The sequence below is a fragment of the Streptomyces sp. WAC06614 genome (assembly GCF_003949795.1).
Taxonomy (GTDB): domain Bacteria; phylum Actinomycetota; class Actinomycetes; order Streptomycetales; family Streptomycetaceae; genus Streptomyces.
In genome coordinates this window covers 1-20,948 of sequence record NZ_RPRY01000116.1, presented here as the reverse complement: position 1 = coordinate 20,948, position 20,948 = coordinate 1, and the positions used below count along the sequence as shown (strand labels likewise).

Annotated in this window: 15 protein-coding genes; 9 read left to right on the top strand and 6 right to left on the bottom strand. The window is 71.8% G+C overall.

From position 1 onward, the window contains the following. Window positions 1-89: 89 nt before the first annotated feature. Window positions 90-2,648: an ABC transporter permease gene (locus EF918_RS17610; RefSeq protein ID WP_125646823.1), complete on the top strand. Its 2,559-nt coding sequence runs from the start codon at window positions 90-92 to the stop codon at window positions 2,646-2,648. A gap of 90 nt (window positions 2,649-2,738) precedes the next feature. Here EF918_RS17610 and EF918_RS17605 read toward each other — a convergent pair whose 3' ends face one another. Beyond that, window positions 2,739-5,117: a hypothetical protein gene (locus tag EF918_RS17605; RefSeq protein ID WP_125646820.1), complete on the bottom strand. Its 2,379-nt coding sequence runs from the start codon at window positions 5,115-5,117 to the stop codon at window positions 2,739-2,741. Between the two features lie 135 nt (window positions 5,118-5,252). Next, entirely contained in the window at window positions 5,253-6,131 is an 879-nt protein-coding gene (locus tag EF918_RS17600; RefSeq protein ID WP_125646817.1) for a hypothetical protein, read from the bottom strand. Window positions 6,132-6,353: 222 nt separating this feature from the next. On the opposite strand from EF918_RS17600, the gene EF918_RS17595 reads away from it, so the two are divergent. Then, window positions 6,354-6,758, top strand: coding sequence for a hypothetical protein (locus tag EF918_RS17595; protein ID WP_125646814.1), 405 nt, complete (start codon window positions 6,354-6,356; stop codon window positions 6,756-6,758). A 30-nt stretch (window positions 6,759-6,788) separates the two neighbouring features. Here EF918_RS17595 and EF918_RS17590 read toward each other — a convergent pair whose 3' ends face one another. Then, window positions 6,789-7,907 carry a catalase family protein gene (locus tag EF918_RS17590; protein WP_125646811.1) on the bottom strand — a complete coding sequence of 373 codons (1,119 nt, stop codon included), beginning with the start codon at window positions 7,905-7,907 and terminating at the stop codon, window positions 6,789-6,791. Between the two features lie 524 nt (window positions 7,908-8,431). Between EF918_RS17590 and EF918_RS17585 the strand changes: the two genes are divergently transcribed. The 4 genes from EF918_RS17585 (at window position 8,432) to EF918_RS17570 (ending at window position 14,346) form a co-directional block, all read left to right on the top strand. After that, window positions 8,432-9,598, top strand: coding sequence for a hypothetical protein (locus tag EF918_RS17585; RefSeq protein ID WP_125646808.1), 1,167 nt, complete (start codon window positions 8,432-8,434; stop codon window positions 9,596-9,598). Window positions 9,599-9,726: 128 nt separating this feature from the next. Continuing rightward, window positions 9,727-10,515 carry a hypothetical protein gene (locus EF918_RS17580; RefSeq protein ID WP_125646805.1) on the top strand — a complete coding sequence of 263 codons (789 nt, stop codon included), beginning with the start codon at window positions 9,727-9,729 and terminating at the stop codon, window positions 10,513-10,515. Between the two features lie 569 nt (window positions 10,516-11,084). After that, the gene (locus EF918_RS17575) at window positions 11,085-12,548 is read left to right on the top strand and encodes an MFS transporter (protein WP_260610314.1); all 1,464 of its coding nucleotides are present in this window, start codon (window positions 11,085-11,087) and stop codon (window positions 12,546-12,548) included. 106 nt (window positions 12,549-12,654) lie between these two features. Then, window positions 12,655-14,346 carry an alkaline phosphatase gene (locus tag EF918_RS17570; RefSeq protein ID WP_185921792.1) on the top strand — a complete coding sequence of 564 codons (1,692 nt, stop codon included), beginning with the start codon at window positions 12,655-12,657 and terminating at the stop codon, window positions 14,344-14,346. Here EF918_RS17570 and EF918_RS17565 read toward each other — a convergent pair. Next, window positions 14,343-15,938 carry a glycosyltransferase family 39 protein gene (locus EF918_RS17565; protein ID WP_185921791.1) on the bottom strand — a complete coding sequence of 532 codons (1,596 nt, stop codon included), beginning with the start codon at window positions 15,936-15,938 and terminating at the stop codon, window positions 14,343-14,345. The two genes, EF918_RS17570 and EF918_RS17565, sit on opposite strands and share 4 nt — an antisense overlap. Window positions 15,939-16,077: 139 nt before the next feature. On the opposite strand from EF918_RS17565, the gene EF918_RS17560 reads away from it, so the two are divergent. Next, window positions 16,078-17,370 (top strand): acyltransferase, encoded by a 1,293-nt coding sequence (locus EF918_RS17560; protein ID WP_125646800.1) that lies wholly within the window; start codon window positions 16,078-16,080, stop codon window positions 17,368-17,370. On the opposite strand, the gene EF918_RS17555 is transcribed toward EF918_RS17560, so the two are convergent. Together EF918_RS17555 and EF918_RS17550 are read right to left on the bottom strand one after the other, a co-directional pair. After that, a complete protein-coding gene (locus EF918_RS17555; protein ID WP_125646797.1) occupies window positions 17,338-17,757 on the bottom strand; it encodes a nuclear transport factor 2 family protein in 420 nt (139 codons plus the stop codon). The two genes, EF918_RS17560 and EF918_RS17555, sit on opposite strands and share 33 nt — an antisense overlap. An 82-nt stretch (window positions 17,758-17,839) precedes the next feature. After that, complete coding sequence (locus EF918_RS17550) at window positions 17,840-19,069, bottom strand: MFS transporter (RefSeq protein WP_125646793.1); 1,230 nt, start codon at window positions 19,067-19,069, stop codon at window positions 17,840-17,842. 339 nt (window positions 19,070-19,408) lie between these two features. Between EF918_RS17550 and EF918_RS17545 the strand changes: the two genes are divergently transcribed. Both EF918_RS17545 and EF918_RS17540 read left to right on the top strand, forming a co-directional pair. Continuing rightward, the gene (locus EF918_RS17545) at window positions 19,409-19,870 is read left to right on the top strand and encodes an ATP-binding protein (protein WP_125646790.1); all 462 of its coding nucleotides are present in this window, start codon (window positions 19,409-19,411) and stop codon (window positions 19,868-19,870) included. A 100-nt stretch (window positions 19,871-19,970) separates the two neighbouring features. After that, window positions 19,971-20,948: membrane protein insertase YidC (locus EF918_RS17540; protein ID WP_125646787.1), on the top strand; the 978-nt coding region annotated here is incomplete at its 3' end.

Genomic DNA, 20,948 nt, shown 5'->3' with positions numbered 1-20,948 from the left:
AAGGCCTTCGACGCCAAGGGCCGCACGAGCTGATCAGTCCCTGATCCTCCGAAGCCACCCACAGACTTCCAGCCCCAGGACCGACCTCCATGTTCCGTACCGCCCTGCGCAACGTGCTCGCGCACAAGACGAGGCTGCTGATGACGGTGCTCGCCGTCATGCTCGGCGTCGCCTTCGTCTCCGGCACGTTCGTCTTCACCGACACCGTCGGCAAGGCCATGTCCGACCAGTCCCGCAAGAGCTACGACGGGATCGCCGTCTCGCTCTCCCGCTACGGCCCCGTCGGTGACGCCGGCGGGGCGCCCCAGGGCCGGGGCGAGCCCGGCATCAGCCGGCAGACCCTCGACCGCATAGGCAAGCTGAACGGCGTCGACTCCGTCACCGGCCAGGTCTCCGGCTTCGCCGGCGTCGCCGACCGCGACGGCAAGCTGATCGGCTCCGGCTGGACCAACCGCGGCACCAACTACGCCCCGGGCAAGGACGGCAAGGACCCGCGCTACACCTTCACCCAGGGCCACGGTCCGGTGAAGGACGACGAGGTCGCCCTGGACCGGGCCTCGGCCACCGCCGGCGGATACCGGGTCGGCGAGCGGATCCGGGTGGCCACCGACGGCCCGGTGAAGGAGTACACCCTCTCCGGCGTGTTCACCACCGAGGACGGCCAGGTCAACGCCGGCGGCAGTCTCGTGCTGTTCGACACCGCGGTCGCCCAGACCCTCTACCTGCGGCCCGGCTACTACTCCGAGGCGACGGTCGCCGCCCGGCCCGGCACCTCCGCCGACACCCTGCTGTCCGAGATCAAGCCCGTCGTGGGCAAGGACGTCCAGGCCGAGACCGGCGCCGCGCTCGCCGAGCGCAACGCCAAGGCCGTCGAGGAGGGCATGTCGGGTCTCAAGAAGACACTGCTCGCCTTCGGTCTCGTCTCGCTCTTCGTCAGTATCTTCCTCATCTACAACACCTTCACCATGCTGGTCGCCCAGCGCACCAAGGAACTGGCCCTGCTGCGCGCCGTCGGCGCCACCCGGGGCCAGGTCCGCCGGTCCGTGCTGGCCGAGGCGTCGGTGGTCGGCGTGGTCGCCTCGGCCGTCGGTCTCGGCGTCGGTGTCGGTCTGGCCGTGGCCCTGCGGTCCGCCCTGAACGGCTTCGGCGCCAAGCTCCCGGCGGGCCCGCTGGTCGTCTCCCCGACCGCCGTGACCACCGCCCTCGCCGTCGGCATCGTGGTCACCGTGCTCGCGGCCTGGCTGCCCGCCCGCCGCACGGCCAGGATCGCGCCGGTCGCCGCCCTGGGCAGCGCCCATCTGCCGGCCGCCCCCAAGTCCCTGATGGTCCTCAACAGCGTGGGCGGTCTGATGACCGCCGTCGGCTCCGCTCTCGTCGTGTACGGGTCCGCCGGGGGCGACGAGCGGGGCCGGTGGCTCATCGGCGGCGGCGCCTTCCTCGCGCTGATCGGCGTGACCGTGCTGATCCCGCTGCTGTCCCGGCCGATGATCGCCGCCGTACGGCCGCTGCTGGGCCTGCTGTTCGGCGTCGCCGGCACGACGGCCGCCCGCAACGCGGTCCGCAACCCGCGCCGTACCGGCGTCACCGCGGGCATGCTGACCATCGGCCTCACCCTGGTCACCTGCCTGACCGTGCTCGGCGTCACCCTCGCCGCGTCCGTCGACCGCTCGACCACCGACCAGATCCGCGCCGACTACACGCTCACGATGGCCGGCGGCGGAACCCTGGACCCCTCGGTGGTGACGGCGCTGGAGAGGACGCCGGGCGTCACGGCCGTCTCGGGCCGGCAGAACGCGTACCTCACCGACGGGAAGGGCGGGTTCGACCAGGTGTCCGGCGTCAATCCGGCCGCCATCGACGAGCTGGTCCACCTCAAGGTGGTCAGCGGTTCCCTCGGCAGCCTCGCCCAGGGTCGGGTCGCCGTCGCGCAGAAAACGGCGCGGAAGGCGGGCCTGGCGGTCGGCAGCACGTTCGAGAAGGCCTTCCAGGCGGACGGGAGGAAGCGGACGTTCACGGTCGGGGCGGTCTTCGACGGCAACGACGTGCTGGCGCCGTACGTCCTGGACGCCCGCCAGATCCCGCTCGGGCCGGGCGGCAAGCCGTTCCTCACCCAGGTCTTCGTGAAGACCGCGGGCGGCGAGTCCCCGGCGGACGAGCAGCGGGTCGTCGACGCGCTCGGCGGCAACCCGGCCATCAAGATCGCCGACAGGCAGGAGCTCCGCCACGAGATGGGCGGCGTCGTCGACACGATGCTGAACCTGCTGTACGGCCTGCTCGGCATGGCGCTGATCATCGCCGTCCTGGGTGTCGTCAACACCCTGGCGATGTCGGTGTTCGAGCGAACGCAGGAGATCGGCATGCTGCGGGCCATCGGCCTGGACCGCGGCCGGGTCAGGACCATGATCCGCCTGGAAGCGGTGGTGATCTCGCTGTTCGGCGCCGTGCTCGGCGTCGGCCTCGGCACCTTCCTCGCCTGGGCCGTCGGCCGGAGCGTCCGGTCGAACATCCCGCACTACGCACTCGTCATCCCCTACGCCCGGATCGGGGTCTTCCTGCTGCTGGCGGGGATCGTGGGCGTGCTGGCCGCCCTGTGGCCGGCGCGCAGCGCGGCCAAGCTGAACATGCTGACCGCCATCAAGACGGAGTAGAGGGGAGGGAAGCACGACGGGCCGCGCCATGGCGCGGCCCGTCTGCTGCCCCGGGCGGACCGGGGAAGTGGCCCCTGGGCGGTCCAGTGCCTAGACCATGCCCTGCTTCTCAAGAGAGAGGTGCTGCCCGCGCACGATGCTCTGGGCCAGCGCGTCGTCGTTGTTCACGAAGGGGACCAACAGCTTTTCCTGCGGACCCGCCTTCCACTCGTCGAACAGTAGGGACCGCTGCTCGTCCAGAGCATCCCCGACGTAGTCCTTCTCCAGCTCCTTGAGCTGCCAGTAGTGCTGGAGCGGGATCTCCCACTGGCCGAGAATGTCCCTGATGTAGGGGTGCCCCCAGTCGACGAGGCGCGCCACACCGGCTTCCAGCTCGTGGCCCAGATCCTCCACCTTTTCGAACAGCTGCTGCGTCAGCTGCTGGATGGTGTCGAGACTTGCGACCTCCCTGTCCTGGGCATCCCGGATGGTGCGGTCACGGAGCCAGAAATGCGTCGGGTCCTCACTCCGGTAGGCCTGTTTGGCCAGCCGGATGCACTCCAGGCCCTCGTCCCACGACCTGATCTGCAGGAGGTCCTTGACGTCCTCCTCGCCCCATGCGAAGACGGTGACGGCCGGATCGCCCTCTGTGTCGAACCCCGCCCATTCGAACGTCGGCGCCGGTTCCTTGCGCAGGCGCACCTTGCCCTCCGGTGTGACGAGGAAGTAGATCGTCCAGCAGTCCTTGACGCGACTGTCCAGCCCAAATCCGCATGCCTGTGCCCTGCACACGAACCCCTCCTCGGTCTCGTCCAGCAAGGTGACGGCGCTGGCCACGGTGCCCGGATCTGCCAGCTGGCCACCGTGAAGGATGTTGAACCGCTGCATCGTCAGACCGGCGAAGGTCCACGGATCCGCCACTCGGAGGCTGTGGGTGCGGTTTCCTTTGCTCTTGCACCAGCTGTTCAACGCAGCCGCCAGACCGGCGCTGCGGTCGGTCGGTGAGAACCGGCCGTTCACCAAGGTGCCGGACCGGCCGTTCACCACCAGCTGTGCTGTGCCCGCCGCGGGGTCGAGCCCCGAGACGACGACCGTCCCGTCTTCCCTCTCGGTGCCCTCGACGGCCAGATCCCACGCCGCCAGTTGTTCGTTGCGATCGCGGTCGTCCTGGAGCACCTTCCGGTCCGCCAACGTGGCGGCTCCCTCGATCAGCGTCCCGATGCCCGGGACGCTCCCCATGAAGCCCATCACCCCGTCGCCGCCCGCAGAAGCAAGCTCCGCCGCGCCCGTGCCGGCCTCGACGACAGACTGGAACACCTCATTGCCGCGCTCGACGGCCGAGCTGTCGACCTTCCTGGACGGACGCTCGCGGTAATTCCGGCCCGTATGGGCCCGCTGCGTGTCCAGGTTCTTGGCGTCCGTCCCGACCACCGCGTCCTTGGTGAACTTTTCGATGGCGTCCAGGCACTTCTGCCCGAGACCCGATGCGGTGGTGGCGGCCGTCGCCACGGCCACCGGTATTCCCACGCCCGAGAAGGCGGCCAGGACCGTGACGATGGCGCCGCCGGCCACGATCAGGCCCCGGACGGCCAGCAGGGCCGCGGCCACTCCCGGGTACGCGGACTCGAAGTTGTCCTTGAGCTTCTTCCTGGTGTCCTTCTCGGACCACTGCATGAAACCGGAGGCGACCTCGGCCATCGCTCGCCACAGTTCCTGGAGTTGCTCCGTGTACGCCAGCCAGCACGTGATCAGCTCGTCCTGCGTCCGGTCCGCCGGATTCATCTGCCGCAGGGTCAGGCAGCACGCGCGCAGCGCGGCCTCGGGCGCCCTGAGGCCCTCGTGCACCGTGACGAGCCGGACCATGTAGTCCGCCTGCCCCAGACCCGCCTTCGCGAAGGTGGAGCCCACCTTCTCGACCTGAGGCTGGAGGCTCTCGCGCATGGCGGCAAGGGTGCCCTCGACGTACGCGAGGGTGACGTCCAGAGGGGGCGCGGCGCTGCCGTGCTGTGCCTCGACCGTCCTGGCCTGCTCTTCGAGGACGGCACGGTTGGCCTCCTGCGACAGCATGTTCTCGACGGCGCGGTTGAGCTCCTTGCCCTTCAAGGGACGTCCTGCGCCGTGGAGACCGTTTGCGATCGCCTTGGCCTCCTGGGTCAACCAGCTCTTTATTTCTTCGCAGGCCGGGGAGAATCCTGCCTCGACCATGTCGCCCCAGAAGGGCAAAAGATCACGGACCTGTGACTCCTCCAGCGCTTGTTCGTACGTCCGACCCTTTTTGCGCAGCGCGGCGAACAGGCGAAACTTCGCGTACTCCTTCTCCAGGTTCGGCGCGTAGAACGCGCAATAATCGTCGAAGAGGTTGATCCATGCCCAGTCGACCTTGGCCGTCTGCACGATCTCCGGCACGGTTCGGGGGATCTTCCCTTTGCAGGTGACGGTGAGATCTCGTCCCGGCTTGACCCATTTCAGATTCGGCTTCAGATTCGGCACGCTGGCGCACCCCGTTCACTCGGATTTTCTACACAATCTCCATCCTGTCGTCCCTTCGTCTCAAGAATCCAGGCCGACGGCCTCACCCCCCGTCCCCGGATATCTGCCCGTCCCGCTTCCCGTCCGTCCCGTCCCCTAGGTGAGGAACCAGATCTCCGCGCCGGGGCACAATTCCCCGAGGGCGGCCTGCACCAGGTCCTGCCGGTCGTAGGGGACGTCCGTGACCTCGACCACGCCGTCCGGCCAGTCCTCGCTCGCCCGGCGGACCGTCAGCACCCCGTCGACGACGTCCTCCTGGCACAGCGCGTACCGCTCGTGCGCGCGGAGATGGGCGCAGCGGTCGGCCGGGGAGATCAGGAACGCGCTGCCGCCGAGCAGGTACTCCAGGCTCTCCCCGTCGCCGGCCGCGTGCACGACCGCCCCGTTGACCTCGGCGACGGCCCGCAGGTCGCACTCGTCCATCCGCAGGGCCCGGTCGGGGTGCTCACCGAGCATCGTCCTGGCGGGCCGCCCGTGCAGCGCGGCGGCGACCACCGCCTGGTGGGGGCTCCCGACCACGGCGGTGCACGCCACCCAGTGCAGTTCGCCCACCATGTCCTCCCGGCCCAGGATGCCGCGGCAACGGTGCCGGGCACCGGCGGCGACCTGCTCGGGTCTGGTCGGGCAGGTGTCGGGGGTGCCCGCGCACAGGAGGACCGGGTCCGGAACGTCCCCGATGCCGGGCCGGACCAGCCGGTGCCCGCCGAACCACGGGTCGTCGCGGAGGTCCTCCTCGTAGGTGTCGGAGCTCTCCAGGACCAGGTTGTACGTCACGTGGCGGCTGTCGAGCGGCGCCCACCAGGGCCGGATCCGCTCCCACAGGGCGAGCTCCTCCGCGCCGTACCCGAGCAGCTGACCCGTGTCGGCGTAGAACTGGATCGAGGTCCCCCGGGGAATCGCGACCGTCTCCATGTCCGCGCGCAGTACCGAGGGGTCGACCAGGAGGCCGCCGTGCCCTAACAGGATGTGGCCCATGGTGGTGTCCGTCCCTTCACGAGGTGCAGCGGCCGATGGTGCCACCGCCCCCGCCCGACAGCACCGTCCGCACGGGCAGCCTTTGACGCAGCCCCCCGGCCCGGCCCCGGTGGACACGTGCCCCCACACATGCCCGAACACCTGCCCGGGAGGCCGCTGTCCGGCTCCGGCGATCTTGAAAGCATCGGGTGCCGACCCGGCCCTTCGACCAGGAGATCCCCCATGTACACCTGCACGGTCTGCGAGTGCCTCTTCGAGACAGGGGACGTCCACGCGTGGGAAGCCCGTGACTTCTTCTTCTGCCCCGCGGAATGCGAGGGGGTCCTGTTGTGCAAGGACTGCTATCCCGGAGTCCTGGAATTCCCGTGCGAGCGCTGCGGCACCGTCCTGACGGACCCGGACGGCAACCGGGCGACCCCCGAGTACGCCGACACCCTCCCCCGCCGCTGCCAGGACTGCAACGTGCCGCACGCGGACAGGATCCGGCTCTTCTGCCGGCGGGGCCTGCACCCCGTCATCTTCTGCCCGGCCTGCCTGGACCGCTACGAGGGGGAGGTCCTGTGCCCCCACTGCCATGTCGCCCTGGAGGACGGCGACCGGACGGCGGGGGCGCACTGCGGGGTCTGACCCGGCGGCGTCGGCGACGCGGCACCCGGATCAGCGCAGGACCGCGTCAGGGCAGACGGGCTCCCTACGGAGCTGCTGGTTCAGCTCGTGGCGCAGGGCCGAGGACCGTTCGTAGACCCTGCGGCGCACCGTCTGGATCTCGCCCACCGGCTGGTGCTCGCGCGGCGTGCGCCACGGGGTGAAGGACAGCGCGTCGGCGCGATCGGGGTTGTCCGGGGCGGAGATGTCCTGGGCGGGCACGGTGAGGCGGGCCACCGTGACGAACGGGGACAGCTGCTCGGGCCAGGGGACGGAGGAGTTCTCCACCGGCATCGCCTTGACATCGGCGCACAGCTGCACCTGTACGTCGAAGTGGTGGTCGGCCGTCCCCGCGTCCGCGACGAGTTCGTCGCGGACCGGGTGCAACGAGGACAGGGGGTCGACCGGGCGGGCCGGCGCGGCGGGGGTGTCCGCGGCCGGCGCGATCCGCAGCTTCGCCACGTGGTCGCCGTGGCGCAGCGCTCCCATCGACCAGAACGTCGAGTGCAGCAGGTGCGGCAGGGGGGAATTCATCTGGGACAGGAGCGCGAGCAGTTCGTCCCAGAGCCAGCGCTCGGGTTCCAGGGTCCCGTCCCTGGTGACGAAGGCGTGCAGCCACATGGCCTGGCCGGCGGAGGTGGCCGTACCGTCCGGCAGCTCGGTGAACAGCCGGGCGAGGGTGAGGTAGTCCCGGGCGGTGTTCGCGAAGAAGACGGGACTGTTGATCAGGTTGTAGTCCATCGTGCCGGCGGTGGGTTCGTCCGTGAGGGACTCCCCGGGAACGCCGAACAGCTTGACCGCCATGCCGCACGCGGCTCCGAGCTGGGCATCGGGGCGCATGTGGCCCATGCCGTTGGAGTACCGGATCAGTGCGGGGTAGCGGCCGGGCGAGGCGTACAGGCCCTGGAAGTAGTGCGGGTCGGTGGCCGGGAGGACGTGGAGCTCACCCCTCATCAGACCGTACGGCTTGGCGTGCGCGAACCGTACGGCCCGACCCGTTCCTTCCGTGGCGACGGAGTCCCGTGTGACGCGTTCGACGACCCGGACGACGGCGTCGACGTCGGCCTCGAACTCGGGCCCGTAGTCGGTGTCGAGCTCGTCGAACCGGACGAATTCCGCAGGTGAGTTCATTGCGCCGTTCCCTTTCCCGGTCGGTGGCCCGAGGCCGTCCCGCCGGTCGCAGCACCGGCGGGACGGACCTCGCAGTGCGGCCTCCCTCGCCGTGGGGGATACGGCGAAGGAGGCCACGGAGCGAGCGCCCCCCACTCGGGCGCCGACGTTGCCGGCCCGGTCTCTTCCCACCGGGCCGGCGGCAGCCACCGCGCGGGGCGAACGATGCGTCGGCTGCCGTGGGCCGCCCTCCCGGAACCCCTCCCGGCCCTGGCAAGGCGGCTCTGCGAGGCTATGCGAACGCTGCCGGGCGAGCCGCCCACCGATCGGTCCGGCGTTGGCGGGACCTGCGGGCGGCGGAGCGGGGCGGACGGATCGGCGTAGTCCTGCCGTCGGACGCCGGCGCCCGGCGGGCGGCCCGTTGAACCGCCCGTTGGTGAGGGGAGACCGGCCACGCCCCACCTAGCCTGGCGAAGGCCGTCGAAGGGGCGGCCGGGGCCGGCGGCACATCCCGTCGGGAAGGACAGCACGCACAAGGGATCCGCATGTACGTCTGCATGGACTGCACCACCCGGTTCGACCGGGACCACGACGCCCTCCACCCCGCCGGGGACTTCTTCTTCTGCCCGACCCGCTGCTTTCACTTCGTCCTGTGCAGACCCTGCTTCGCCGCCCGGGACGACATCGGGCGGTGCTGCGGCTGCGACGAGCTCCTGCAGGACCTCCACGGGGACCTGGCGGTGCACTCGGCGTCGGGCCCCGTCGCGTACGCGCGCGAGGAGCATCCGTGTTCCGTCTGCGGCGACCCCGGCATAGCGAGCGAATACTGCGCCACCTGCGACGACGGCATCGTGTTCTGCGCCGAGCACTACCCCGAGGCCGGGACCGACTTCTCGTGCAACCGCTGCGGAGCCGTCTGGAACACGGACACGGCCGGCAGCGACGAGGGCCCCGCGGTCGTGTGCATCGCCTGTGAGCTGGCGTGCGAGGAGCCGGACACGTTCCGCTGCCCCACCGCCGGGTGCCCCACCGCGATGACCGCGTGCCGGGCCTGCGTCGACCAGGCGGGAGGTCAGGTGCAGTGCACGTGCGGGGGGTTCCTCCGGAGCGGGCAGGAGGAGGCACGCCGCGTGCTGCCGCCGGGGCACACCCTCATCGGCTGGGACGGGCCCCCCTCCCCCGGTCGGCCCCAGACGGGGATGCAGTGCTACGCGGCGGCCACCGCCACGGCCTGCGACTGGGCGACCGGCGGGTCCGTACAGCTGACCACCGATGAAGCGATGCACCTCTACCTGAGCTCGGACAGGGCCGTGGGGACCGTGGCCGAAGGCTACCGGGCGGCCTTCGCCGAAGAGGGCGGGCGCCGGCCGCAGGCCACCGTCACCGAGGTCCAGGCGGCGATGAAGCGCACCGAGAACGGCATCCTCGCCCTGGTCAGGGCCATGAACGCGATGGGAGCACCGGAATTCCCCGACACCGTCGCGCGGCAGTACCTGGCCGACATCACCGGTGCGGACCTGAAGCAGGCCCTCGCCGCGGGACGACCCGTCATGCTGGCGCGGCCGATGCACTGGCTGGTGATCTACGCGTGCGAGGTGGACACGGCGGGCGAGGTCGCGGTGGTCCACTGGTACGACCCCTCCGACGGACTGTGCACCAGCGAGCCGTGGGACCGTGTGCCGGGGCCCCGCGAGGGATACGCCGTGGGCTGACGCCGGGGGCCGGGCGCGACACGTGGAGGAAGCGACGCGTGCCCCATCGCCTGCCCGGTAGGGGCTGCGGGTCGCGCACGGCCGCTGACAGCATCGGAATCCCGTGTTCCGACAGAGGGGAGGCCCGGATGTACTCCTGCATCGCGTGCGAAGAGCTGTTCTCGATGCACCACCACGAAGCGGGTGCGTTGTTCAAGTGCCCGAAGGACTGTACGGCCTTCGTCCTGTGCAAGAAGTGCTTCGCGTCCTACAGGGTCGGGGAGTTCCTGTGCCTGCGCTGCGAAGCGGCCCTGGAGGACAACGAGGGGGTCCCGGCGAAGACCCTACGGACCCATGCACTCATCGGCATGGAGGCGGTCCCCTCGCCCGGTTGCCCGCAGGAGGGCAAGCAGTGCTACGCGGCGGCCACCGCCACGGCGTGCAACTGGGCGGTCGGCACGGAGCTGACGACCGACGAGGCGATGCACCTCTACCTGATGTCCGAGCAGGCGGCGGGGGAGGTCGTCGAGGTGTACCGCACGGCCTACGCCGCGGCCGAGGAGCGGGTCGGGGCGCACTCCCCGGTCGCGGAGGTGCACGCGGCCATGCCCCGTGTGACGGGGGGCGCGACCGCCCTGCACCTGGCGGTGTGCGCCTACGGTGTTCCGGTGTTCCCCGAGGGCGTGGTGCACCAGTACCTGCCCCGACTGTCCGGGGAGGTCCTCAAGGCCGCGTTCGACGGCAGGTGCACCGTGATGCTGGCCTCGGGGTCCGGGCTGCACTGGGTCGTCTGCTACGCCGCGGAGATCGACACGGCGGGCGACGTCGTGGTCCTCCACGGGTTCGACCCGTACACCGGAGAGCACTACGCCACCGAGTGGTGCGAGGAGCTCGGCATGTCGTGCGAGGGGTACGTGGTGGGCGCCGAGCTCGGGTGACCGACCGGTCGGTCAGGTACGGCATCATCGCGTCGAGCACGCGGGGGTCGAGCGGGGTGGTGGCCTGGTGGTCGAGGTAGATCGGCCGGTCGGCCGTGCCACCGGCGCCGTTCGGCCCGTTCCTGCCGTTGCCGTTCCTGCGGCCGTTCCCTTCCTTCGGGGGCGTACGACGAAGCTCCGGGTGCCGGAGCGGACCGGTACCGGGAGCCTCGCGCACACATCGGGCGTCCGTTGTTCTTCACTCGGCGTAGATCGCGGCGTGCGTGGTGCCGAACTCCGCGGCGACGGCCTGGGCGATGTCCTGGGCGACCATGTCGGTACTTCCTTTCGTCGTCCGCACGGGCCGACTGCCCGTGCTCGATGGATCCAGTGGACCAGCAGGGCCCCGTCGGCTCTGTCGTCCGGACGGACGAGCGGACGGACGACACGGGTCCCGCCTGCACCGATCTGGCCTGTTTTGCTCAGCGGAGCGTCAAATCCGCACGTGCGGGGTTCCCCGGGCGCGGGGAGCCTCGGCATGCTCGGGGACATCGCCCGTCCCGGATCCGGGACCTCCGATCGGAGCCGCCATGTCTTCTTCCGCCGCCGTGTCCGTACCGCCCGCCGAGGAGGAGCGTCGTCGGCGCCGTCTCGCCCTGGTGGGCGGATCGCTCGGCAACCTCGTCGAGTGGTACGACTGGTTCGTCTACGCCAGCTTCGCCATCTACTTCGCCGACTCCTTCTTCCCCGGCGACAACCCGACCACGCAGCTGATGAACACGGCGGGGATCTTCGCGGTCGGGTTCCTGATGCGGCCCGTCGGCGGGTGGGTGCTCGGGCGCGCCGCGGACCGGCACGGCCGCAAGAGCGCGCTGACCCTCACGGTGACGATGATGTCGGTGGCCGCCCTGCTGATCGCCGTGGCGCCCACGTACGGCCAGGCCGGCTACTTCGGCGCCGTGGTGCTGCTGCTCGCGCGGCTGCTCCAGGGCATGAGCATCGGCGGTGAGTACGCAGCCAGCGCCACGTACCTGACCGAGGCGTCGGCCCGGGACCGGCGGGGGCTGGGCTCGTCCTTCCAGTACGTGTCGATGACCTGCGGCCAGCTGCTCGGTCTCGGCATCCTGATCACCATGCAGCACACGCTGACGACGGCCCAGTTGGAGAGCTGGGGCTGGCGCGTGCCGTTCGTGCTGGGTGCGCTGTTCGCGGTCGTCGTGTTCTGGCTGAGGCGGCGGCTGCAGGAGACCGACGCCTTCAAGGAGGAGGCGCAGGGCACCGACGGAGCCGACGGCGCGGCCGGGACCCGCGTCGACGACAGCAGGCGCGGGACGCTGAAGGCCCTGTGGCAGCACCGGCGGCAGGTGGGGCTGGTCATGGCGCTCACGCTCGGCGGGACCGTGGCGTACTACACCTACACGACGTACCTGACCAAGTACCTGGTCGGCAGCGCGGGCATGGACAAGAAGACGGCCACACTGGTCAGTTTCACCGCCCTGGCCGTGTTCGCCGTGCTCCAGCCGTTCGCCGGAATGCTGTCCGACCGGATCGGCCGCCGCCCGCTGCTGATCACCTTCGCGGTGGGCTGCACGCTGGGGACGTACCCGATCATGACCGCCCTCGGGTCGGCCTCCTCGTACTGGTCCGCGCTGGGCCTGTCCCTGCTGGCCCTGGTGGTGGTCACCGGCTACACCTCGATCAACGCGGCGGTCAAGGCCGAGATGTTCCCGACGCGGGTCCGGGCGCTCGGGGTGGCGCTGCCGTACGCGGTCGCCAACGCGCTGTTCGGCGGGACCGCGGAGTACGTGGCGCTGTGGTTCAAGGACAGCGGCCACGAGAAGTGGTTCTTCTGGTACGTGTCCGGGTGCGCGCTGGTCTCCCTGGTGACCTACGTCCTGATGCCGGACACCCGCCGGGTCGCGCTCAGCCGCGCCGAGGCCGAGGCCGACGCCGCCGAAGCCGCGGCCGACGCCGCCGAGGCCGATGGCGCCGGGACCGACGCCCGGTCGTCCCACGCCCCGACGAGCTCCTCATCGGTGAACGCGACGCCCTGACACGCGGTCCGGGCACCCGCCCGCACGGACTAATGCCAAACTCCGTGCGGCCGTGGCCTATCGGGGGATGATCCCGGCCGTCCGGCTGCCCGTAGCGTGATCGTCCGTGACCAGTCAACTCCCTTCCTCCTCCGGGCCCGTGGACGGCGAGGCGCTCCCCCGCCGCCGCTCGGTCGTCCTCGCCGCGGCGGCCACCGCCGCCCTCGCCCCGGTGGCCTCCCTCGGCACCGCGCAGACCGCGCAGGCCGCACAGGCCTCCCGTACCGCCGCCGGGACGGCGGCCTTCCTGCACGGCACGGCCTCCGGTGATCCGCTGCCCGACGGCGTCCTGTTGTGGACCCGGGTCACCCCGGCCCCCGAGGCGGTGCCGGGGTCCGGGCTCGGGCCCGCGGTGGCAGTGGGCTGGGAGGTCGCGGCCGACGCGGTGTTCTCCCGGGTCGTGGCCCGCGGCTCCGTCACGACGAGCGCCGCCACCGACCACACCGTCAAGGTGGACGTGCGCGGCCTCCAGCCCCGCACCTCGTACTGGTACCGGTTCACCGCCGGCACCGTGGTCTCCCCCGTCGGCCGGACCCGGACCACCGCGGCCTCCGACACGGCCGCCGGGGTGCGCTTCGGTGTGGTCTCCTGCGCCAACTGGGAGTCCGGCTACTTCTCCGCCTACCGCCACCTGGCCGCCCGCACCGACCTCGACGCGATCCTGCACCTGGGCGACTACATCTACGAGTACCAGACCGGCGGCTACCCGGACCCGCAGTACGTCGTGCGCCAGCACGAGCCGAAGCACGAGATCGTCACCCTGGCCGACTACCGCACCCGGCACGGCAAGTACAAGACCGACCCCGACCTCCAGGCGCTGCACGCCGCGCATCCGATGGTGGCGATCTGGGACGACCACGAGTTCGCCGACGACACCTGGTCGGGCGGCGCCGTGAACCACACCCCGGGCACCGAGGGCGACTGGGCGGCCCGGGCCGCCGCCGCCAAGCAGGCCTACTTCGAGTGGATGCCCGTCCGGACCTCCGTGGCCGGCACCGTCTACCGCCGGCTGCGCTTCGGCCGCCTGGCCGACCTGCACCTGCTGGACCTGCGGTCCTTCCGTTCGCAGCAGGTCAAGGCGGGCAGCGGCTCGGTGGACGACCCGGGGCGCACCATCACCGGGCGGGCGCAGCTGGACTGGCTGAAGGCGGGCCTGGCCTCGTCGGACGCGACCTGGAAGCTGGTCGGCACCTCGGTGATGATCTCGCCGGTGGCCTTCGCCTCGCTGCCCGCGTTCGTGATGCGGCCGCTGGCCAAGATGCTGGGCCTGCCCGAGGGCGGCCTGGCGGTCAACCCCGACCAGTGGGACGGGTACACGCAGGACCGCAAGGAGCTGCTGAACCACCTCAAGGACCGCGGCATCAAGAACACCGTGTTCCTGACCGGCGACATCCACATGGCCTGGGCCAACGAGGTCCCCTTCGACATGGCCACCTACCCGGGCTCGGGCTCGGCCGCGACCGAGTTCGTGGTCACCTCGGTGACCGCGGACAACCTCGACGACACCCTGCACGTCGCGGCCGGCACCGCGTCGCTGCCCGCCGAGGCGGCCGTCAAGGCCGCCAACTGGCACGTGCAGTGGGTGGACATGGACGCGCACGGCTACGGCGTCCTCGACGTGACGGCGCAGGCCTCACAGATGGACTACTACGTCGTCTCGGACAAGGCCAAGAAGGACGCCACCGCGGCGTGGAGCCGGTCGTACCGCACGCTGAACGGCACCCAGAAGGTGGAACGCGTCGATCAGCCCGTGCGCTAGCGTTCGAGCAGGGTCACGGTCATCCCCGGTACGACGGTCACCGTCCGCCGGGGAAACGTGCTGTTCAGCGCGTCCGTCTCGGCCCGCGGGAAGCCCTTGAACGGCTGGTGGTCCGCACTGCCCTGGGTGACGACCCACACCCGCCGGACGTTGCCGATGCAGGCGGCCGGGTCCGCGCACACCTGTGCGTAGAGGTCGCCGCGCTCCTGCCTGGTCCGCTCGACGAAGACGTCCTTCAGCTTCATCCGGGCCGGCAGGTAGTACGGGACCGCGATGTCGAACTGGAGGTAGGCCTCGGTGCCGCGCAGCGGGGCGAAGCCGTCGCCCGGGCGGTAGCCCTCGGCGATGACGGCGGCGGCCGCCCGGGCGTCGAAGGCCTCGCGGGAGTGGGCCCCCCGGATCTTCACCTGGTCGGACAGGCCGAGGGCGAGCACCGCGGCCAGCCCCAGTGCGGTCAGGGCCCGCGGCCGCAGCGCGGTCAGGCCGGCGGCGGCCAGCACCGACCAGGCGGGCAGGGTGAAGAGCAGGTAGCGGTCGAGGAAGTACGCGCTCGGCCCCTGGGAGACGATCCACAGCAGCAGGACCGGCAGGGCCGCCACGAGCGCGGTCTCCAGGGCCGGACGGCGTCCCCTGGTCCAGGCCAGCGGCAGGGCGGACAGGGCGAGGAAGCACAGGCTGACCGCCGTGGAACCGAACAGGCCCCGCCAGAAGACGTCCACGACGTAGCTCGCGCTGGGCGCGGTGAGCCAGCCCAGCTGCCGGCCCACCTGCCGTTGGCCCAGGACCACCAGCGGCAGGACGCAGAGCAGGGCGACGGCGACCGCGACCGGCCAGCCCACGAGCCACCGCCGCTCACGCCGCCTCCACCAGCGCGTCAGCACGATGATGCCGTGGCTCGCCAGGAAGACCAGCGCGACCATGTGGAACAGCCCGGCCATGAGGACGGTGGCGCCGTAGAGCGCCCAGCGTCCGGCCGTCGGCCGGTCCAGCGCGCGCAGCAGCAGGAAGGTCGCGGCGGCCACGGCGAGCACCACGAAGGCGTAGCCCCGGGCCTCTTGGGCGTACCGGGAGACCGAGGGGACCAGGGCGAACAGCAGCCCCGCCACCAGCCCGGCGCGGGCGCCGAAGAGCCTGCGGCCCGTCAGGGCCACGAAGGCCGCGGCACCGGCCATGGCCAGCGCCGAGGGGAGCCGGAGCATCTGCGGCGAGTGGCCGACGAGACCGGTCCACTGCTGCATGAGGAGGTAGTAGACCCCGGTGACCGCGTCGAGGTGGTGCAGGAGGGCGAGCAGCTCGGCGGGGGTGCGGTCGACGGCGTTCCAGGTGGCCAGTTCGTCGCGCCACAGCTCGGGGCGGCCACTGCGGTAGACCCCGAGCGCCAGGGTCAGCAGGGCCGGCCACAGCCAGACGATGCGGGCCGCACGCCGGAGGGCCCCGGCGGGGCCTGCCGGGCCGCCGGCCCGGACGGTGCCGGTGCCGGTGCCGGTGCTGGTGTCGGTGCCGGTGTCGGTGCCGGTGTCCCCGGCCGAGGGAGCATCGGCAGGAGGAGCGATCGCGGTCGTGGAAGCGCTCCGGGTCGTGCTGGCACTCATGTGCGGTGAGCTCCCAACGTCGGTACGAGCTTCCCATCATGCCCCGCGATCCGTCGGCGCAGCGGCGTCGGCCGCCCCCTGAGGAAGGCCGGGAGCAGATTTAACATTCCCCTGATCATGTCCGGATATCGTCCGATCCATGACCATGACGGACCAGCAGGCGCTCGTGCGCGCCGAACCCCGGGCGCTCGCCGTCGCCGAACGTCCCGTGGCGCGGATGGCCTGGCTGGACGTCCTGCGCGGGATCGCCGCCCTCCTGGTGGCCCTCCACCACTTCCGGGTGCTGCACCTCCTGCCCGGAGGCGCGTTCGTGAACAAGCACTTCGACATCGGCATCTACGCCGTGATGCTGTTCTTCCTCGTCAGCGGCTACATCGTGCCGGCGTCGCTCGAACGGAAGGGGGACGTACGCGGGTTCTGGATCGGCCGCATCTTCCGGATCTATCCGCTGCTGATCGTCGTGATCACGGCCGCGGTGCTCGTCCTGCCCGCCGACCATTTCGCGGTGGCCCAGCCGGTCATGGAGGCCCCGGTCAGGTCCGGCATCGCCAACGCGCTGCTGCTGAACGAGATGCTGAACGTCCCCAGCGCACTGGGCTCGATGTGGACCCTCTCCTACGAGATGGTCTTCTACTTCCTCGTCACCGCCCTCTTCGTGCAGAACCGGCACCGGCTGAGCGCCCCGATCGCCCTCGCCTTCGCCGCGGCGGCCCTGCTGCTGGGGAACACCGTCGCCGCCCAGCTGATCACCACCGGCCCCGGGTCGACGCAGAAGTTCATCCTCGTCGTCGCCGTCGTCACGGTCGCCGCCATGGCCTGTGTGCTCGCCGGACGGACGGAGGTGACCCGGATCGGCGCGCTGATGCTGGGCGGCCTCGGCCTCCTGCTGGTGCTGGCCAATGCCCGGGCGCCGTTCTTCGAGAGCATGCTGATCCTGGCCACCATGTTCGCGGGCACGGCGATCCATCGGGCGCAGAACGGCCGGATCGACCGCCACGTGGCGGCGGTGTGCTGCGCGTTCGTCCTGGCGGCGGGCTTCCTCGCGGGTTACCTGTACAACCGCGGCCCGAACCGGTCGCAGACCTGGACGGAGCACTGGACCGGCTTCGCGCTGCCGTACGTGGCGGCGTGGCTCACCTTCGGCCTCGGCATGATGCTGCGCCACCGTACGTTCCCGCGGGTGCTCACCTGGCTCGGCAGGATCAGCTATTCCGTGTACGTGGTCCACATTCCGGCGATGTTCGCCGTGTACTGGCTGCTGGCGGACGTGACCCTGCCCGGCACCGGGCCCGGCAGGTTCGTCCCGACCCTGATCTTCCTGGTCCTGACGCTGGGCCTGAGCCAGCTCACGTACCGCTACGTGGAACTGCCCGGGCAGCGGCTCGGCAAGCGGCTCGCATCAGCCCGCCGAGGCGCCCAGTTCGCCCCGTAGGACCGTGTAGGCGACCATGGCGGAGTCCAGGTAGGCCCGTACCTCGACGATGGTGTCGCCGTCGAACCGGCAGACCCAGCAGTAGCGGTTGGCGAACGGCGCGCCCTCCTCGGTGACCGAGGTGGACAGCAGTTCGGCGACGGTGACGTCCCCGTCGACGTGCAGGTGCTCGACCTTCAGCCGGGCGCCGCCCTTCAGGACGCCCGCCAGGCGTCGGAACGTCGCGTCGAGGAAGGCCTCCTTGCCGCGGTAGCGGCCCGCGAGCGGATGCGTTCCCTGGACCGTCCAGTCGACGTCGTCGGACACCCGGGCCCAGAACTCGGGCTGGGTCGAGGCGTCCTGCAGGAAGCCGAAGAGGCGGGCACGGTCCGCACGGATGTCAGTCATGGGGTACTTCCTCCAGATATGAGGGGCACGGCTTCTTCCCACCCCTCGGGGGTTCCACGGATCGTCGCGTGCATCCACTCCATCAGGCCGCGCCGGGCGGGGCTGTCGTCCCGACGGAGGAACGGACGGACGAACGGACGGACGCACGGGCCGGCGAACGGAACGGCGACACGGCGAGCAGCGCGAGCGCGAGGCCGCCCAGGCCCGCGGCGGTGAAGCCCCAGCCGGAGGACGTACGGTCGATCACCATCCCGACCAGGGGGCCGGCCGCGGCCACCCCGAGCCGGGTCACCGACTCGTAGCGGCCCATGGCCTCGCCCGTGCGGCCCGCGGGGGCCGCCTTGGTGATCGCCTCGGTCGCCGCGACGAGGGCCGGGGTGCACAGCAGGTTCGCCGGGACCAACGCCACCGCGAGCAGCCACCAGGAGTGGCCGAGCAGGCCGACCGGGAGCACCAGGACACACATCATCGCCGCCAGCGCACCGTGCGGCAGAGGCCGGCGCAGGCATCCGTAGACCAGGCCCCCGACGATCGAGGCCCCCGCCATGACCGCCATGACCAGGCCGCCCCAGTGCACGTGCCCGACGGACCGCAGCGAGGCGTACATGGCGATCTCCATGCCCATCAGGGCGAACACCGAGCCGCCGGCCATGAGCAGGGTCCGCCGTACCCGGGCGTCCGGCCGGTGACGGCGGCGCCGCTCCCCCGCTCGCGCGCCGGGCCCCGCGAGGCCGCGGGACACCGGCGGCCCCAGCGTGACGAGGGCGGCGGACGCCAGCGCGATCCACAGCCCGATGGAGGTCAGCGCCGTCGTCGCGGAGAAGTGGGAGGCCAGCAGGATGGCCAGGGCCGGCCCGAGGACGAAGGCGGCCTCGGTCGAGATCATGTCCAGGCAGAAGGCCGGCCGGCGCTGGTGCTCGGGCACCAGCGCCGCCATGTACTGGCGGCCGAGCGCGGCGAACGGTACCGCGACGATGCCGGCCAGGAGGCCCAGCGGCAGGACGGCGGCGTAGGGCAGGAACCCGGCGAACCCCCAGTAGAGGGCCGAGCACGCTCCGCACACGGAGACGACCCGGCGGGCCCCGAACCGGTCCAGCGCCCGCCCCACCCGGGGCGCCCCCAGGGCGGCGCCCAGCAGCCAGGCGGCGGCGAGCGCGCCCGCGGCGCCGTAGCCGAGGCCCCGCTCCTCCGTCACGTGCAGGGTCACCGAGACGCTGACGGCGGTCAGCGGCAGACGGGAGAGGAAGATCATCAGGAACGTCGTACGGACCCTGGGCAGGGCCAGGACGTCCCGGTAAGCGTGCGGCAGCATCAGCGGTCACTCCGTCGGAAGCGGTGCGCGGGCAGAGGAGCGCCTCCAGTGAAGCGACCCGGCCGGCCGGCCCGCTCCGTCCGATCGGACGACCCGCGGGGTCGTACCGGGCGGGGCCGGTGCAGCCGGGTGCGGCCGAGCGCAGCCGAGCGCAGGCGGGCGGGGCCGGCGCGCGGCCGGGCCTCTCGTGGCCGACCGGGCCGTCGCGGCCGTCCGGGCGACGACCGCGGTGTGGCCCCCCGGCTCGACCGACCGGACGATGCACCCCGTACCGGTGATCTGGCTCACTGGTCGGCAGACAGGCGACACCGCCCGCACCGCACACCGGATGTGATCCCCATGCCCAGGCACGAACACGCAGAGCACACCTTCACCGCCGCGCCCGAGTCCGTCGCCGCGGCCCGGAGCTTCACCACCCGGACCCTGGAGTCCTGGGACCTGACCCGCCGCGCCGACGACATCCGCCTGTGCGTCTCCGAACTCGCCGCCAACGCCGTCGAGCACGGCACCCGCCGCACCGCCGAGGGCCAAGGCGCCTTCCTCGTCCGCATCGACGCCGACGACACCCACATCCGCCTCGAGGTCGAGGACGACGACCCGCTCGGCACTCCCCGCCTCAACCGGGCGCAGGACGAGGACACCGGCGGGCGCGGCATGATGATCGTCGCCTCCCTCGCCACCGCCTGGGGCTTCGAGAGCTGCGCCTTCGCCGGCAAGGCCGTCTGGTCCGAGTTCCTCACCGGCCCGACGGCCGACCGGCAGGACACGCACCGCTGCGCCGACCACTGCCACCGCCGCTGACCTGAGCGGAAGGCCCTGCCCCCAAGGGTGCCCGGTCGGTCCTTGTCCCCGGGTGGGATCGCGTCGAGGATCGGCGGGGACGAAACCCCGGAGGGTACAGGTGTCCGTCTACGGGGTCTTCGCCGCCGTCGTTTCCTGGCTGGCCGATCCGCTGGCCCTGGTCTTCACGGCCTCCGCGACCGCCGCGGCGATCGTGCTGGTCACCGGCCTGGTCCGGGGTGCACTGCACCCGTTGAACCGGGCCGTGTTCCGGGGTGAGCGCGCCAGGGCGGCGCTGGCTCCGCGCCTGGCCGAGCTGCGCCGCCGCCACCCCGGCCGGGCCAACGCCGGCGACCGCCGCAAGGCCGTGCGCGAGCTGTACGCGCAGTCGGGGACCTCCCCGATGGCAGGGTGCCTGCCCATGCTGCTCCAGATACCGGTGTTCTTCGTGATGCACCAGGTGTTCTCGGCCGAGCAGCTCGACGGCCGGACCAACACCCTGCTGCGCGAAGCCCTGTTCGGGGCTCCCCTGGGTGCCTACTGGCGTGACGCCCTCGCCGAGGGCGGGCCGCTGGGGCCTCAGGGCCTGGTGTTCCTGGGGTTGTTCGCCGTGATGGCGCTGGTGGCCCGGTGGACGGTGCTGCGGGCGCGGCACGCCGCCGCCACGGGGTTCGGGCCGGTGCTGCCGCCCGAGGACGAGCCCGGCGCCGCGCTCATGCGGCGGATCGTGCCGCTGATGCCGCTGATGGCGTTCGGAACGTTGGTCATGGCCGCGTTCGTCCCGCTCGCCGTCGGCCTCTACCTGCTCACCAACGCCGCCTGGACCACGGCCGAACGCTCCCGGCTGCGGCGGAGCTGGAGCCGGGCGGAAGCCGCCGCGCGCCGCAGAACGCTCGACGGTCCCGGCCGCGCCGGCCGCGCCGGCCGACGCAGGGCCCGGGCGAGGGCCGAGGCCCGGACCAGGCCGAGGACCGGGGCGAGGACCGGGACCGGGACCAGGGCCCGAGCCCGAGCCAGGACGGCAGCCGCCGGCACCGACACCGGGCAGCAGCAGGGCCGGCACCGGCGGCGGCACGGCGGGGGCGGACGGCACCGGCGG